Origin of the sequence: Snodgrassella sp. ESL0253 (genome assembly GCF_013344965.1) — a bacterium.
Lineage (GTDB): Bacteria > Pseudomonadota > Gammaproteobacteria > Burkholderiales > Neisseriaceae > Snodgrassella > Snodgrassella alvi_B.
On sequence record NZ_JAAEDQ010000008.1, the window covers coordinates 77,770 to 95,054 of the forward strand.

13 protein-coding genes and 1 tRNA gene are annotated in these 17,285 nt (G+C 40.7%); 10 read left to right on the forward strand and 4 right to left on the reverse strand.

From position 1 onward, the window contains the following. Positions 1 to 10: 10 nt before the first annotated feature. From GYX26_RS07870 to tssE, 10 genes are all read left to right on the forward strand, one after another. Positions 11 to 2,440 (forward strand): type VI secretion system Vgr family protein, encoded by a 2,430-nt coding sequence (locus GYX26_RS07870; protein WP_174828800.1) that lies wholly within the window; start codon positions 11 to 13, stop codon positions 2,438 to 2,440. A gap of 3 nt (positions 2,441 to 2,443) precedes the next feature. Beyond that, positions 2,444 to 3,217 carry a DUF4123 domain-containing protein gene (locus GYX26_RS07875; RefSeq protein ID WP_174828801.1) on the forward strand — a complete coding sequence of 258 codons (774 nt, stop codon included), beginning with the start codon at positions 2,444 to 2,446 and terminating at the stop codon, positions 3,215 to 3,217. Positions 3,218 to 3,230: 13 nt separating this feature from the next. Then, positions 3,231 to 3,869: a tetratricopeptide repeat protein gene (locus GYX26_RS07880; RefSeq protein WP_174828802.1), complete on the forward strand. Its 639-nt coding sequence runs from the start codon at positions 3,231 to 3,233 to the stop codon at positions 3,867 to 3,869. Between the two features lie 274 nt (positions 3,870 to 4,143). Beyond that, positions 4,144 to 4,977, forward strand: coding sequence for a hypothetical protein (locus GYX26_RS07885; protein ID WP_174828803.1), 834 nt, complete (start codon positions 4,144 to 4,146; stop codon positions 4,975 to 4,977). A 257-nt stretch (positions 4,978 to 5,234) separates the two neighbouring features. Next, positions 5,235 to 8,237, forward strand: a complete 3,003-nt coding sequence (locus GYX26_RS07890) for an ImcF-related family protein (RefSeq protein ID WP_174828804.1) — start codon at positions 5,235 to 5,237, stop codon at positions 8,235 to 8,237. Continuing rightward, positions 8,227 to 9,810 (forward strand): TssA family type VI secretion system protein, encoded by a 1,584-nt coding sequence (locus tag GYX26_RS07895; RefSeq protein ID WP_174828805.1) that lies wholly within the window; start codon positions 8,227 to 8,229, stop codon positions 9,808 to 9,810. Before GYX26_RS07890 ends, GYX26_RS07895 begins: the two co-directional genes overlap by 11 nt. 9 nt (positions 9,811 to 9,819) lie before the next feature. Beyond that, entirely contained in the window at positions 9,820 to 11,577 is a 1,758-nt protein-coding gene (tssF, locus tag GYX26_RS07900) for a type VI secretion system baseplate subunit TssF (protein ID WP_174828806.1), read from the forward strand. Further along, positions 11,577 to 12,539 carry a type VI secretion system baseplate subunit TssG gene (gene tssG / locus GYX26_RS07905; RefSeq protein WP_174828807.1) on the forward strand — a complete coding sequence of 321 codons (963 nt, stop codon included), beginning with the start codon at positions 11,577 to 11,579 and terminating at the stop codon, positions 12,537 to 12,539. The genes tssF and tssG overlap by 1 nt, the downstream gene beginning before the upstream one ends. Before the next feature lie 21 nt (positions 12,540 to 12,560). Continuing rightward, positions 12,561 to 13,259 carry a type VI secretion system lipoprotein TssJ gene (gene tssJ / locus GYX26_RS07910; protein WP_174828808.1) on the forward strand — a complete coding sequence of 233 codons (699 nt, stop codon included), beginning with the start codon at positions 12,561 to 12,563 and terminating at the stop codon, positions 13,257 to 13,259. A gap of 137 nt (positions 13,260 to 13,396) precedes the next feature. Beyond that, positions 13,397 to 13,786 carry a type VI secretion system baseplate subunit TssE gene (gene tssE / locus GYX26_RS07915; RefSeq protein ID WP_174828809.1) on the forward strand — a complete coding sequence of 130 codons (390 nt, stop codon included), beginning with the start codon at positions 13,397 to 13,399 and terminating at the stop codon, positions 13,784 to 13,786. A gap of 73 nt (positions 13,787 to 13,859) precedes the next feature. Here tssE and GYX26_RS07920 read toward each other — a convergent pair. From GYX26_RS07920 to pheT, 4 genes are all read right to left on the reverse strand, one after another. Continuing rightward, positions 13,860 to 13,936, reverse strand: a tRNA-Pro gene (locus tag GYX26_RS07920). A gap of 35 nt (positions 13,937 to 13,971) precedes the next feature. Next, positions 13,972 to 14,298: a hypothetical protein gene (locus tag GYX26_RS07925; protein ID WP_100090632.1), complete on the reverse strand. Its 327-nt coding sequence runs from the start codon at positions 14,296 to 14,298 to the stop codon at positions 13,972 to 13,974. Next, positions 14,282 to 14,584 carry an integration host factor subunit alpha gene (locus tag GYX26_RS07930; protein WP_100090633.1) on the reverse strand — a complete coding sequence of 101 codons (303 nt, stop codon included), beginning with the start codon at positions 14,582 to 14,584 and terminating at the stop codon, positions 14,282 to 14,284. Before GYX26_RS07930 ends, GYX26_RS07925 begins: the two co-directional genes overlap by 17 nt. 100 nt (positions 14,585 to 14,684) lie before the next feature. Next, the gene (gene pheT / locus GYX26_RS07935) at positions 14,685 to 17,042 is read right to left on the reverse strand and encodes a phenylalanine--tRNA ligase subunit beta (protein WP_174828810.1); all 2,358 of its coding nucleotides are present in this window, start codon (positions 17,040 to 17,042) and stop codon (positions 14,685 to 14,687) included. Positions 17,043 to 17,285 lie beyond the last annotated feature (243 nt).

Genomic DNA, 17,285 nt, shown 5'->3' on the forward strand with positions numbered 1-17,285 from the left:
GGGTGATTACATGCAGCAGCGCTATTATCTGAAACTGAATGCAAATCTGGCTGTTTTTGACCAGTTTTCAGTACGCAGATTCAATCTGGAAGAAAAGCTGGATGACTATTATGTATTGCAGCTTGAGGCAACGCATATTGCTCCCGATTTACCCTTGGGAGATTTTATTCATCAGCGTGTTACCTTTGAAATGGCGCCGGATATTGACTGGACTGAGTCGATACCGGTATCGCGACAGGAGCTGGATGATTCTGAAAACCGGCGCTGGTATGGTGTGATTCAAAGTGTGGAGCAGGTAGTTTCCAGTGCAGACGAAACCTGCTACCGTTTCACTATAGTGCCGCGGCTGGCTCTGCTTAACCGCATTACCACAACACGGTTATTCCAGAATGAAACGGCACTAAGTATAGTTGAAAAAATTCTGCGTCATCATGGTTTTGCCAGTGAAGATTTCTGTTTGAAATCTACCCGCAGCCTGCCCCGCTATGAACACCGCATGCAGTATCGTGAGACTGATTATGCATTTATCAAACGGGTACTGGCACGTGAAGGATTATGGTTTACTTTTACCCAAACAGCGGCTAATGAAATTTTTACCGTAGCTGATGATGTTAGCCAATATATTCAGCTTCGGCAGCAGGCTTTGCCTTTCAAACCTGATGCCGGGCTCGAAAGTGGTCAGGAGGGGATTGAAGGTAAACTGGAAGCACAGCTTTCATTTGATATTGCTGCAACTGCACAGGGTATTAAAGATAGTCTGAAGCAGCAGTTGATGCAGGGATTAACGGCTAAATACTCTGTATCCGAGTTTCATGTACGCTATAAGGCTCAGTATGAAAGCGTGCAAGTTAAGGATTACAACTACCGGGATGCCAATAATAGCTTGGTAGGTAAGGCGGGTTTTAGTGAACAGCAGCCGGCAGCATTTGGCCAGCCTTATATATATGGTTTTTTTCATCATAAAGACGCAGAACAGGCGCAGCAATATGCACGGATTCTGCATGAGCATTCAATATCACGCCATATTCTTGCCACTGGCAAAAGCAATGTGCATGGTTTTGCGCCGGGCTTTACCATGGGCTTTGCTACCGATGCCAGAGTTGGCGCTATTCGTCAGTGGTTACTGGTGAGTGTGTGTCATTCAGGCGCACGTGACGGAGATTATTTTAATTCATTTACTGCTGTACCTGCAGACAGCCAGTGGCGTCCGGAGCCGATTAAACATCCGATTATAGACGGTACCATACCGGGAACGATTTGTGATGCCGGCCAAGGGCCATATGCCTGGGTGGATGAGATGGGGCGCTACATTGTTAAGCTCAATCTGGATATGGACAGTTGGCAGCCTGGTGGCGAGAGCCGGCCAATCCGTCTGGCCAAGCCTTATGCCGGTGGTCAGTATGGGCAGCATTTTCCGTTGCATGTAGGTACAGAAGTACAGCTTGCTTTTCAGAATGGTGATCCTGACCGGCCGTATATTGTTGGTGTGTTGCATACCAGTACCGCGCCAGATCATATTCCGAATACATGGCGTACGCGCAATGTAATCCGCACATGGGCAAATAATAAAATCCGCATGGAAGACCTGAGCGGCCATGAACACATCAAAATGGCTACTGAATACCATAAAACGCAGCTTAATCTGGGACATCTGGTTGACAGCGGGCGTGAAAGGCGTGGTGAGGGCTTTGAGCTGCGTACTGATGGCTGGGGCGCATTACGTTCTGCACGGGCGTTATATCTGACCACAGAAGACCAGACCGCTGCCAATGGTATGCAACTGGATCGCATGGTGGCAGTGGATGAAATTAAAGGTGCCTTGAATCAGGCTAACCATCTTGCCGATGTTACCGCCAAGCATACCAGACTCAAGCCGAATCTGGATACGCTGTCTGAGCTGGGAGAGCATTGTTCTTATCTGGAAAAACCAGTTATTTTAACCAGTGCTGTGGCTGGTTTGGCTCAGGTATCACCTAAATCTATTCTTAATAGTGTTGGTGAGGATATTCATCAGCAAGCAGGCAAGGATGTATTTACTGGCGCTGGTGAAAATATAACCCAGACGGCCGTAAAGTCTGTACAGATCATTGCACAAACTGAAGATTTAAATCTGATTGCCGGTAAAAAAACTGCACGCTTGGCTTCACATGGTGATGCAGTAGAAATTACCGCAGCGAAAAAGATATCTGTGCAGTCTGTGGGTAATGAAATACTAATTAATGCGAAAAGTGGAATCAAGCTGGCCAGTGGGGGAGCTTATATTGAAATTAAGGGCGGAAAAATCAGTCTGTATAGCCCTGGGCCGATTGAATACAAAGGTAATCACCAGTTTCAAGGGCCACAAGGCGGTAATTTTCCATTGCCGGAATTGCCTGCTTCTGTTTGTCGGGAATGTTTGCGTAAAGCACGCGCGCAGGGTGTTGGCATTGTAGAGAGATAAATAATGATTACTTATCGTGATGTGCTGGCGAAATTTGTCAATTTTGCTGATGAAACAGATGAGAAAGCGCTCTATCTGATTATTGATTTATGTAATTGTGATTATCCGCTGCTTGCTGCTATCGAAAACTGGCAGCCGGCATTACAGTATTGTTTGCTGTTTGAGCAAACCCCAGAGGAGCATATTAAGGAAGATGGGCCACTGTTGCTGGCAATTGATATCATGAATGAAAATCATCTGGAAATACTGGAGAAAATATGTGAAATTACCCACATGAATAACCGCTTACTGGCTTTTAACAGTAGCTATTCGTTTGGCACTCTGGAGGAGCATTTACGCCGTGCAATGCAGGTTAAATGGGATAAAAAGGAAGGTTTACTGCGTTTTTATGTGCCAGATATGTTTGATCCGGTGAATATGGTATTGAGTGATGCGCAGAAAAACTGGCTGCATCAATATATACAACGCTGGTTTTATGTGGATGATAACGGTGAGTGGGTGGTTTATCGGGCTGATTATCCACCATGCGATCAAAATGAATTTGATGTAAATGGTTTTGTTTTTACTGAAAAACAGTACGATACTTTACTGTTATGGGCTGATGCCTATAACTATCGGCGTAATTATGGCGTTGCTCTGGATGCAAACGAGTATGGCGGTGAACGGATGCTGATCAAACAGTTATATGCTCTGGCCGCTGAAGCTGATGCCAAACTGATTTTAAGCCAGGAACAGCGCGTTCAGTTTTTTAGCAATAATTTGCAGAAAACTATATAGGAAAGGCTGAAAGATGTTGCGACGTATATTGATTACATTCTGTTTGTGTTTGGGTCTGGTGCAGCTGGCTTGGGCCGGAACATATGACGAGGCTGCTGCTGCTGCGCAAAGCAAGCAGTATGATAAAGCCATGGTTCTGTTTCAGAAAGCCATCGATGAGAATGATGATGCACGTGCCTATAACAGTCTGGGCACGCTGTATGAGATGGGATTGGGCGTTAAACAGGATTATGCAACTGCGGCTAAATATTATGCGCAGGCTGCCAAAAAGGGTAATGTAAAAGCAAATGGCAATCTGGCTGTCTTGTATGAACGTGGGTTAGGTGTAAAACAGGACTGGGGCAAGGCTTTGGGCTATTATTTCACTGGCCTGAACAAAGGTGATGGTAAGTCGATGAATAATCTGGGTGTAATGGCACTTAATGGTGAAATTCTGCCCAAAAACATATCTGTGGCATGGGCATTGTTTGCCAGTGCGGTAAACCGTAAAGATAGGGAAGCTCCACATAATCTGGCGGTAGTAGAAACCAGAATGACTAAAGCGGAAATTGAGCAGGGTAAAGTAGTTTATAAAGCTTTGCATCAGGTAAATGCCAAGAAACCACCTATGGATATTATGTTGGATTATTTAGGCTGGCATGATAACGAATAGCATTCAACGCCAAACTACTTGGCTGCCACCACAGCCAGTTCGCTGGCTTTTCTGGCTGGCTTTATACACATTGGCCATTGCCATTAATAAAAAATATGCTGATTCTATTATTGCTCAGCTAGGGCTGGAGATTACTGTACATTGGCAAAAGTGGTTGATTTCAGTATTGCCTGCTCTTGCAGTGGTAACTTTGCTGTTACTGGTGCGTTGCATTTGGTATCAGATATGGCTTATTTATCAGCGCCATAATCAGTTTATCTATAATGAAAAGATAGTGAATAATCAGAAATACTGGTCGGAATTTATACTTCTGGACGAGGTGTTACTGCGCTGTGGGCAGTTGAATGATACCGCCGATTTTTACAATTATCTAAGCTTGAGTTCTGAAGAGCGGAAGGAATCGGTTTTCGAATCCATGAGTATGGAAATTCCTGCGCAAAACAGCTCTGTAGTTTATTCCGATCGTTTACATACCGTTTTATCTCAGTTGGTTCAAACTTTATCTTCAAGAGAGGTTTTTACTGAGCAGTATGTCCAGCATCTATGGCTATGGGCTGCTGATCGGGAAAGCTGGCTGATATTCAGGGAGCTGGTTATCGCTGAAGGTGGTTATTGTCCTGTAGTACCAGATTATTATGTGAAATTTGAAGATTTAAACTGGGTTATTGATCGGTTTGAGGAAGAGTTGTATCAGAAAATTCTCTTACTTGGATTTGAATGTCAGCCTGAATTTGAATTGTCTCTGGCTATGATTTTTGCCCGTAAAGGCAAACTGGCAAAAGTGCGGCGAGCTTTTGATACACATACATGGCACGCTGATCAAGGATATTTTTTTACGGCTATGACTGAAAAAGTTTCTGGTTTTCAGCTTGAAAGCAGTGCTCAGAAAAGTATTCAACCAGAAAATACAGAATTGACTGGGGCTTTAATAGAAAAGGATTATGAAATTAAACCATATAAACTGGATCACCCAGAATTCTTTCAGAAATTACAGTACACAAGTGACTGGATGCAATTATTGCTTGCCCTTTATCAGGCACATAAACATTCCTATGTAGTACTATTTCAGCATAATGAAAAAATAATACCTGTTTCTCAGGTTAAGTAAATTCAATTACAGGCGGGTTTATGTTAAGGTGGAACCAGTTACGACAATTCAGTTCTCGTGTGAACAGTCAATTGTCTAGGCTAGCGCAGACAAATCAGAAAATCACCCAGCGACCCAAAATTCTCAAATTGTGGTTATTATGCAGTTGTCTTTGGTTGATACTGGTATGTTGTTTTACTGCTTTTTTGTACTGGTATTATGATAAAAGCTGGCTGTTAAATCATAAATTTCATTTGCTGTTACTGGCATTGGCCGGTTTGTTTCTATGTATTATATTGCCATTATTCTGGCGTATTTTTGTGGTTATTGACGGGCAGGAACGAACTATCCGTTTTATTGAGCGTACAACATATACGCGTGAAAGCCCTGCCCAGCAGAATTTAATTGCATTTCAGAATTATCTGAAACAGAAATATTATTTACCGGTTTTGAATCGTTGTTATATTCTTGCGGTACATGGTGTGCCCGATGCTTTCAGTGATGTAGGCGAACAGTTACAGCGTACCGGTTGGGTGCAGGTGGACAATGTTTATCTGGTTTTGATTAATACTATTGATGATATTGAGTCTATACCTCCATTTCGCGGTAAATATCATTGCCCATTTGATGGCTTGATAATACTACGCGATATGAGAAGTAATAAGACTTCGGTTACCCATGATAATACTCAAATCTGGCTGGAAAAATTTTATCAGGTATTAAACTGGAAAATTCCATTTATTCATGTATTTCAAAGTGATATTGAGTTAAAAAAATTCCCATTAAATCAGGTTTTTGACTGGTCATCTTCATCAGAAGATATGGTTTCCGGTTTGAAAAATAAAGCAGATAATTTATTTATTCAGGCTTTTCTGAAAAGCCGGGACAGACAGTTTTTGTCTCTGATTGATGCTATTGCACTGGCTAAATTAAATCTTGCAGAGGCTTATTCTGAACAGCAGCTCCCGTGGTCTATGGGCGTTGCAGTACAGGCAAGGCAAAGTAACTGGTGGGAAACATGGTCGATGGTTGCTGAGCATTTATATCAGCGTCCTGCCAAATTGTCTGTCCAGCCTGGCGGTTTGAAGCTGGCGAAAGCTGGTTTGGTCATCAGTGCTATTGCGTTTGTCATGATTGTGTATGCTTTTGCCAGTAATTATCGCGAAGCGCAAACTTTCCGGAGCCAGATTACTAATCTGAATAAATTTTCCGGTACCGGCAGCCCGATTAATTCAATTCTGGCTTTGCAGAATCATATCGCACTGGTGAGTAATGTTCCTAAACCATTTTATCGCCGTTTGGGTTTCAATCATGATGATTTACTGCTGAATAAGGCATTTTCAGCATATGGTAAGGCGGCAAAAAAATGGCTAATAGTGCCCACTGATCAGCAGATTATTCTGGTATTGGAGTCTTTACACCAGTTGCAGACCTTATCTAATGCAACAAATGCGAATGAAGTTATAGAAGAGGTTGCCAAGCAGTCCAGTAATGCTGTTGCTCTGGATGAGGGTTTTAATGCGCTCAAGGCGTATTTAATGCTCCGGCGTCCGAAACGGATAGATAATATTTTTCTAAGTGATTATTTATCCCGTTTGTATCGCACACAGGGTTTACAGAATGCAGATGCTGCGCAAAATATATTCAGGTTTTATACCAGTAATATGAGTAAACATCGTAACTGGTTTCTGAATGAAGATTCTGTACTGTTAGGGCAGAGTCGTGTGGTATTGAATAATATAGTTAGCCAGCAACAGGAAGATGTAGTTATTTATCAGCATTTACTTGATACGGCATTAGAAAAGTATGCTGATATTGATTTGGTACGACTTGCTGGCAAGGAAAGCACTCAATTCTGGACAAACAAGGAAAAATTACATGGTGCTTTTACTGCTCGTGCCTGGAACGAATGGTTTAAACCGGAAATTGACAAGCTTAATCCTGAACATTTTAAAAATGGTTCATGGGTGCTTAATGAATCAGAGGAAAGTAACGAAAATACTGATATCCGTAAACAGATAATGATTTTGTACAAGCAGGATTATTTCAATGCATGGAGAGATTTTTTATCTGGTATTCAGTGGGTTCCAGTTACGGGTTTGAATAAGCAAATGGATCGTCTAAAGAAATATTCAGACAAAAAAAATTCCGTACTGGTGAAACTATTAACTGTAGTTCAGATGAATGCCAGTATTGGCTATCCAGAAGACCGAACTGATAATGGTAAGGGAGTATTACAGGAGTTTGAACCAATCGTTGATTTAATTAAGACGGTAGAGGAAAAAAATAAGCGAACCAGCCGTAAACTGGATGAGTATCAGGAAAATTTACTGGTTATGTATCTGGAGGTGCAAAAAGTTCAGGGTGCAAGCAATCAGGCTTCTGCATCACAGCTTTCATTTAATACCATATTAAATGGCGATAATGATTCCGGTTTGGCAAAAGCAGAAGAGTCTATCAATTTACAGGTAGCCAATCTGGGAGAAGAGTGGCAGGATATCGGACATACTTTGCTTAGCTATCCTTTTATTGATACTAAAAAAGCTATTCTGGTTCCTGCTTTGAATAATATTAATGCGTTATGGCAGCAGATGGTAGTATCGCAATGGAATTATCGTTTTGCTAATCGCTATCCTTTGAATCCATCTGGCGATCTGGATGTGTCTTTATCTGAATTACAGAAGTTTATTGATCCACAAAAAGGTGTAGTTGCACAATTTAATCAGCAATATTTAAATAAAATTCTTAATCTTGTGGGTAATCAGTGGATTGTTAATCCGGCAGTAATGGATCAGGTTCAGATTGATGATCAGTTTGTAAGTGGCTTAAATGAATTAAATCAGTTGTTAGAGTTTGTAGCTGATGGTACGAATACAGCTTCTTTTGAAGTGATGTTATTGCCGACTCCTGACGTTAAGCAGATTATTTTGACGTTCAATAAGCAAAATATTCAGTTTTATAATGAAAAATCATTTTGGCGCAAAGTAAATTGGTCTGTTAGTGATAATGCCGACAAGAAAGCATCAATACAGTGGATTGATACTGCAAACAAAACAGGACAGCTGGAAGTGGTGGGTGATTTGAGTATTCTGCGTTTACTTGAAAAAGCTCAGGCGCGTAAAAATGATGATGGTACTTATCAGCTTAAATGGACAATAAAAAACAGGGCAGTAGAAATGAATCTGAAAAATTTGCAGACTAATGATCTGATTACATTACTGAAATTAAAAGGTTCTCATTTGCCGCAACAGGTATTCAAGGTAGATCAAGATGCAAATTAGTGCGGCACTGAAAATTCTTCAAAAGCGGAAAGTCTATGAAGATATAAAGCCTGTATGGGAGGATATTGAATATCTACTGGCTCCTGTGGATGGTGAGCCTGAAGATGTAACGCATCATGATTCTTTTCTGGATATTCGTCAGGAGCTGGAAAAAGTTAGTGATATCCAGTTGGGTAAGATTGAGGATGCAGCTAATTATCTATGTCAGAATGTGGGTAAAGATATTCGTGTAGTGGTGTATTTAACCTATGTATTGTTTCGTCGTGAGGCATTTAAGGGTTTAATTAAGGGGTTGTTATTATTGTACGGTGTGCAAGCAATATATCCAGCTACTTTCCAGCCACAACGTATTTCGGTGATTAAAACCATGCTTCGCTGGCTGGGCGGCACAAAAATGGAAGATGCCTTTTTATTGTGCCAAGACACGCTGCAACCGAATGAATATCAAGTCATTACTATATTATGTGAATTAATTCAGGAAAATTTAGGTGCACAATTTAAGGTAACAATTGATGAACTGACTGGTTTGCTGGGTTTATTGCCGGTTCCTGCTGGAGGGAATCAAACTCCTGCCGCAAGTGAAACTACCCCCATCTTTGCAGGCAATAGTTCCAGGCAGAGTAGCAGTATTGATAATAATGACGAAGTAATTTTGCGCTCCTCTCAGGATCTGCTGCAAACAATGAAGCTGGTAGGACAGTTCATTGCTGACAAAGAGCAGAAAGAATATGCATCGTATCGGTTACTGCGTCAGTTTCGCTGGGATTTGCTTGAGCGCTTACCTTTACATCAGGATGGTCTAACTAAAATTGCTCCACCACGGCAGGAGTTAGTTAACCATTTGCAGTCATTATATCAGCGTAAAGACTGGGCCGGTTTATTGGCACAATGTCATGCCGGTTTTATGGAAGCATCTAATCATTTTTATCTTGATTTACAATTTCTGAGTTGGACAGCAATGCAACATTTGGCTCCGGAAGCCAATGTCTGGGCTGATATGCTTTGTAGCGATCTGGCTTTTTTGCTTACTCGGTTATCCGGGCTGGAAGCCTTAACATTTAATGATAGTCGTCCCTTTGCTTCAGGTGAAGTATTAGACTGGATAGCTGTTCATGCACGCTTTCAGCAACAGAATATAGAGGAGATACAGTTATCTTCCACTAGTGAGCTTACTTCAACGAATGACATTGATGCACAGGCTTTTGTTATTCTGGCAGAACAGGGTTTTGATAAAGCTATGGAGTGGCTGGCTACGGTACAGTTTGAGGATGGTCTTGAACAACTATATTACAAGCAGTTTTTACTTGCCCGATTAGCTATTAAAGGTGGTAAAACTGATTTTGCTTTATCTTTACTGGAAAAACTTAATCTGCCATTTTCGCAACAGCCATTATTTGAATGGAATAAAAAGTTGACTTTTCAGATTAAACAGGAATTGTTAAAGCTTTTACAGCAAAAACATATAACCATTAAAGGCAGCAGTAAAGAATTTGTAGCAGGGCAAATCGAAGAATTGAAAAAAGAGCTGGTGTTGCTCAATCCGTTTCTGGCGCATCAATTATTGTATAGGTAGGTAGTAGATATGGATAAAAAAGACAATATTCTGCGTTATTATGAAGCGGAAATGCGCTATCTGAAAGAAGCTGGGCAGGATTTTGCAGAGGCTCATCCTGAAGCTGCACAGTATTTGAAAATGCAGGATTCTCTTGAACGGGATCCGATGGTAGAGCGTTTATTTGAAGGGTTTGCTTTTTTGACGGCAAAGCTGTATCAAAAAATTGATGATGATATGCCGGAGTTAACAGAAAGTGCACTGGCGCTGTTATGGCCACATCATCTTCAGCCTGTTGCTTCCATGTCAATAGTACAATTGATGCTAAATAAGCAGATTTATACCAATGATCAGCATATTCCGGCAGGGTTGATATTACAGACAGCAGTTGATTCAAACACCCGAATTTCCTGTGAATATCGGACAACACAAGCAGTTGATATCTATCCTGTTGATATAGGTGATTTTCGTCTGGTGCATAATGATTTGGGTCAGTCTATTATTCAATTGCGTTTGCAATTACGTCAAACTGATGCCGGTCAGAATATCCGTCTGCCAGACCAATTTTCGCTTAAATTCCATCTTGTTGGTGAAATAGAAACCAGATTGAGTATTTATCATTATTTGATAAATCACTTGGCACGGATTACTACGGATGAGGATTTTATTGCTGTAAATGATAAGCTATCACTACAACGAGCCCATTTTAACTATGATTCAGTAACCTGGTTACAACAGAGACAGGCTAATGAACATGATTTATTGATGGAATATTTTCTGTTTAAAGAAAAGTTTCTGTTTTTTGAATTAAAGGGATTGAGTGGGAAAGATTTTGATAATGATAGACATGAGTTATTGGTAAATTGTCATTTAAAACGTGATTTTCCATTAGAATTGGTTTTTAACAGCGAATATTTAAAGTTATTTTGTGTGCCTGTAATCAATCTGTTTGATCTGGGTGCGGAACCGGTAGTACGTTCTCATTTGCATACTGAATATAAATTATCACCCATGTTTTCGGCTCCGGAGCAGGTTACTGTGTGTGCGGTTACTGAAGTGGACTCATTTAGCCAGATTAACGGCAACAGAAAGCGTTATTTGCCTTTTAATGAATTCAAGCATGGCAAACGTGAGTTAAATATTCTTGAACAGGACAAACCTTATTATTATATTCGTACCCGGCGAGGCATTGGCAATAAATACGATAATTTTATTAGTTTCAGTGGTGAAATGCAGGCCGATGAAGAAGAAATTTTTTCTATCAGCATTCTTGGTGCTAATGGTAATTTACCTCGACAAATCACTAAATATAATAGAATGTTAAGTCTGCATTCTCCTGTTTTGGGCGTAAAAGATGCTCAAATGGTAATGGTGCCAACAGCTTTACACTATCCGCCTGATTATAAGAATCAGCAATGGCAGTTATTATTCGAAATGAGTAATAATTATCTGGCTACACTAGATACGGGTACATTAAAAAATAGTTTGCGTTTACTTAATTGGTCTGCAGCCGCCGCAAATGAAAAAAATATAGCTGCAATCAATGCTGTTCAGACTGAAATTAAACACATTATGCATCAGGGGATGATGATCAGATGTCTGGTAATTAATATTGAACTGGATAGTACTGGTTTTATTAATGAAGCAGATGCTGCCTTATTTGCCTATGTGTTAAATCGTTATTTAATAGCTTATGCTCAGCTAAATTTAGCCATTAAAGTGAATGTAATATTGCAGCCTGAGGCAATTACTTTAAGTTGGCCAATAAATGTGGATGAAAAAATTTAATGAATCCCGGTTTGTTCAATCGCCTACTGCTGGCACCAGAAGCATATAATTTTTTTCAGTTTTGTCATTTGCTGGAGTTGCATCAGGTTAATTTGCGCGTACCTGATTTGCAGAGCGAAAGTGAATTGACGTTGCAGTTTTGTGCCTGGCCATATCTTGGTTTTCCGGCCAGTGAACTTAAGCAGGCTTTGCCTGAATCAGTTTATGATTACAAACTACCAGTTGTATTTACTACCTTTATGGGGTTAATTGGTACAGATGGGGTAATGCCTAACTGGCTCATTGCAGAAAGTGCTGAAAAAAAAGATGGTATGGAAAATCTGACAGCTTTTCTGGATATATTCCATCATCGTCTGATGGCTATGTTTTATCAGATATGGAAACGTTTTCATTATGAATTCCAGTATCGTGAGAATGCTTCGGATCGTTTTTCACAAGCTTTACTGACATTAATTCATGGTCGGGATAATCTGGATATCGATCCGCGTTATTATCTGGGTGTTATTAAAGAGCTAAATAAAAAAAATAAAAATGTTTTCGGTTTAAAAGAAATTGTACATTATGTTATTCCAGCTGCCAGCGAAGTAGTTATAGAAGAGTTTATTCCCGTTAAATACCCGGTTACCCAGTTATCACTGGGTACAGGTATTGCATTTGAAAATGCAGTTTTAGGCCGATTTCTGTATGATGCCAATAGCCGTATAAGAATATCTGTAAAATTAAATAATTATACGATATTGAATTTATTGTATGAGAATCAGCCAGTACGCCTGATTTTAAAAACTCTGGTCAAGAAATATGTTGGTTGTACTCTGGATGTTGAACTGGTAGCTAAACTCAATGCAGACCTGTTACCTTTGGCAAAATTAAATGCTACTACACCACAGCAACTCAGTGCAGGTGTCACAGTAGGCCAGCCAGGACCTGGTATGCAATTTTCGGTTTTTCTTGGGGAGTTGTAGATGAATGTTCGGTTTTTGTCTGTGTTAATTTTATTGATAGGATTATCTGGTTGTGGATTGTTGCAACAAGGATATGAGGATGCCCGCAAAGCAGGAAAAGAAGCTGTTGAGTTGAAACATTATCATTATAATTTTAGAGTGGTTTCGGCGCATCTGTTAAATCAGACCGATAAATCGCAGCAAAATACTTTTAGAATGGTTATTTATCAATTACGTAGTGATAATCTGTTTAATCAGGCCAGCTATTATGATTTACTTACCAATGCAGATAATGCTCTGGCAGAGGAATTGATTAAAAAGGATATACGTATGATTTATCCTTTTGACACTCAGGAACTAAGAGGAGATATTGATAATAAAACGCAATATCTGGGTTTGGTATTTTTCTTTAATAAACCTGAAGCTGATGATAAAACATGGAAAATACTGATTCCTGTGAATAAGTTGAAATTATTCAGAGACAACTACATTTTGGCAGATGGTGCACAGGCTCAATTGAAATCCAAAAAGAAGGTTAAGGATTTACTCAAACAGCAAAAACAGGCGGAAAAAGCACAGAAAAAAGCATTAAAAGAGCAGAAAAAACAGGCACAGCTTGCGAAAAAGCATCAGCAGGCTATGCAGGAGCAGTTAGATAAATTACAACAGCAAGGAAAACAGAAAGCTCAGGATAAATTAGGAAAAAAGGTACAAAAGATATTACCTGATGCTAAAAAGTAGTGCTTTAACTGCATTGTTATTGGATATATAGTTTAGTATTTATTAAAATGCTCTGTGTATTGCTAAATAATTAAACTTAAATATTTGTTTTTATATTAGAAAGTATAAATAAATTTATTATGATTAATGCGTCTATATTGGAAAAAATTACTTTAAATTTTTCAGGAGATGTTCCGTTTGATAGTCTTGACTCCAAAGAGCGCTATATTTATAGCGTGATGAACAATATTGAACGCATTCTGAATACACGTCGGGGTAGTGTTAAACATATACCTGATTATGGACTACCAGATTTGAGTATTATTTATCGTCATTTACCCTCCAGCTTGTCTTTGTTACAGAAATATATTACTTTTACTCTATTAAAATATGAACCACGTGTACAGGCACTGCAAATTCAGATGGTTGAAAATAAATCAACAGATTTTATTATTGCTTATGAGTTGTTATGTAAGTTGAAAGAAGTTGGCTATATTCGCTTTTCAACAACTTTTGATGGTAATGAGTCAGTAAGAGTATTTAGATAGTTTTAGCAGATAAAAATATTGTGTAAGTTGCTGATAAAAAAATACAGCCATAAACGGCTGTATTTTTTTATTTTGGTCGGAGTGAAAGGATTCGAACCTTCGACCCCTTGCACCCCATGCAAGTGCGCTACCAGACTGCGCCACACTCCGACTTCGTAAGGAAAGCGATTATAAGTGTAATCGTTTTACTTGGCAAGTACGCTATTCAGGTTATCTATTACTTTCTCGATTTGCTGACGGGTTTCGATGGCATCTATAGCCGGATTACCATCAGCATCCACCTGATTACGTGTAAACGGGTCGATATATGGTGTAAAGCTATCGCGCAATTGTCGAATTTTAATTACATCAGCACGGGTATAATGCTGGCCGCCATAGCCAACGACAACACCGTGTATCTGCTGCCAGACAGAAAACTGTTCAGCACTGATGTCAGCAAGACGGCATAGTTCATCAAGGGTGAAATACCGTTGTGCTGGAATAGGTAACAGTTGCTTAGGCTTGTTTTCCATTATAGTGATCAACCATGCCTTTCAATTTTTGTGATGCGTGGAATGTGACAACGCGTCTGGCTGAAATTGGTACTTCTTCGCCGGTTTTAGGGTTGCGTCCCGGGCGTTGTGGTTTGTCGCGCAACTGGAAGTTACCAAAACCGGAGATTTTGATTTGTTCCCCTTGTTCCAGAGTACTGCGAATTTCTTCAAAAAACAGTTCTACAATTTCTTTGGCATCATGTTTGCTCATGCCAGCAACTTTGTCTACGAGAATATCTGCAAGTTCAGCTTTTGTCAGCGTCATATTAAAATTTCTTTCATTAAAGAGGGCATTATTATCCCCAAATTAGTGTGTGTTTTCAAGTGTGTAAATTTTTGACCAAATAGCTTGTCCGGCTATGGTTTTAGGTGCGTAATTGTGCACCAATTGTACTCGCTATATCAATGAATTTTGTCATTATTTCTTCGACTTCTTCATCTGTTAGTGTTTGCTCAGCACTTTGCAGGATAACTTTTATAGCTATACTCTTGGTATTTTCAGCCATACCTTTACCGCGATAAACGTCGAATATTGATATTTCTTGGATTGCTGGGTGATTTACTGTGGCCAGAGTGCTAATTAATTGGTCGGCAGTAGTTTGCTCCGATACGATAAATGCCAGATCACGCCGTACCGGCTGAAACTTGGATACGGGCTGATAAGTAATTCTGGCCTGGGTTAAAACGGCACTTAAATCCAGTTCGAATAAAATGGGAGACTGGGGTAAATCATATTTTTGTGTCCAGCGTGGGTGTAGCTCACCGATAACACCAACTACTTCGTTATTAATTATGATTTCAGCAGTTCTGCCCGGATGCAGAGCCGGGTGTTGTGCGGCACGATAATCCACTGTATGTGCGCTTAATAAGCCAGCAACATCGTTTTTGACATCATAGAAATCAACATTTCGTGTTGTTACCGCCCACTGCTCAGGCAGAACTGAACCATAGGCCAGACCGGCAATTTTTTTTGTCTGAATGTATTTTTCGTCATGTTTGTGAAATACGCGTGCCACTTCAAACAATCTTACCCGGTTTTGTTTTCGGTTAAGATTATTGCGTAGTATTTCAATGAGTCCGCCAAACAGGGTGGAACGCATGACGCTAAGCTGGCTGGCTATTGGATTTTGCAAGCGAATTGGGTTGGTATTGCCGGCCAGATCATGTTCCCATGCTTCTTCTACAAATGCATAGCTGACTACTTCCTGATAACCGCTGTTTGCCAGTTGATGGTAAATGCTGAACAGGGGTTTTTGTGTTTCTGGTAAGGCCACCATGTTTAATTTACCATTGGTGTGGTCGTCTGGAATATTTTCATAACCATAGACGCGGCCAATTTCTTCAATCAGGTCGGCTTCGATTTCAATATCAAAACGGAAGCTGGGTGAAGTAACCATAAAACCATCATCACAGGATTGCGGGTTAAGCCCTAAATGTTGCAGGATAATGCCAATATCTGTGGCCGCAATGGTTACCCCCAATACTTTTGCTACTCTTGCTGTGCGCACTTTTACCTGTTTTGTGGCAGGTAAGATACCTGTTGCTTCGGTGATTACGCCAATATCGCCGCCGCAGATTTCTTTTATCAGGGTGGTTGCGCGTTCGATAGCCTCTAGCTGTAAATTGAAATCTACGCCCCGTTCAAAGCGAAATGATGAATCGGAACCAAATCCGTATTGACGGGCCTTGCCGGCAATAATGTCTGGTGTAAACCAGGCACTTTCGATAACGACATTCTGAGTATCATCTGTAACTGAGCTGGTGGCACCACCCATTAATCCGGCGATGCTCAATACCTGCTCTTCATCGGCAACCACCAGTGTATTATTGCTTAGGGTAACTGTTTTGTCATTCAGGCAGGCCAGCGTTTCGCCTTCATGGGCACGGCGAACAATGAGTTTACCGGTGATTTTGTCTGCATCAAACATATGCATTGGCTGTCCCAGCTCAAGCATAACGTAGTTACCGATATCAACCAGTGCGTTGATACTGCGCAGGCCGCTGCGTTCCAGCCGCTGTTTTAACCATGCTGGTGTAGTGGCTTGTGCATTGACTCCGCGGATTACACGGCTGAGAAAGCGGCCGCAGTCTTCCGGAGCATCGATGCTGACAGGCTGGCTGGCATCTGTTGTTGGCTGGTTAGGGATGATTTCTATCGGGCTTAGTGCTGTCTGGGTTAGGGCGCCAACCTCGCGCGCTATGCCTTTTATGCTCAGACAATCTGCCCGGTTGGGAGTAATTTTCAGGGTAAGCAGATTATCATCTAAATCCAGATAATCGCGAATGTTATTACCAATGGGTGCATTGGCAGGCAAAATCAGTAGGCCGTTTACTTCATCTTGCAGCCCCAATTCTTTGGCAGAACAAAGCATGCCGTTGGACACCTGGCCGCGCATTTTGGTGGGTTTGATTTTGAAATTACCCGGCAGGATGGCGCCAGGCAAGGCGCAGGGTATTTTGATACCAGGCTGTACATTGGGCGCGCCGCAAACGATTTGTATCAATTCGCCCGTACCTGCATCAACCTGAGTAATGTTGAGCCGGTCTGCATCGGGATGTTTGATTACAGATTTAACTTCAGCAATGACTACGCCGCTAAAGGCAGGTGCTGCCAGAGTGGTTTCTTCTACTTCCAGTCCGGCCATAGTCAGTAAGTGTGCCAGCTGTTCGGCTGACAATTCAGGATTAACCCATGAATATAACCAATTTTGAGAAAATTGCATGATGCTTCCAGTATGTATTCTGTTGCGATTTAATCCAAAAGTGTGGTGGTTAGCCAGTAATGATGATTTACACGATTATTTAATCAGTTTGGATGCTGCATCTTCACTTTTGGGATTAATGTTATTTGCTGATGAATCTGTTTCGGTTGTTATTCAGCCGTAGGCACTATTCAATCTGAAAAATTCATCAGTAGTAGGTATCAGGTTATTTATGGCTTCGATACTAGAGCTAAAATCAGAAAC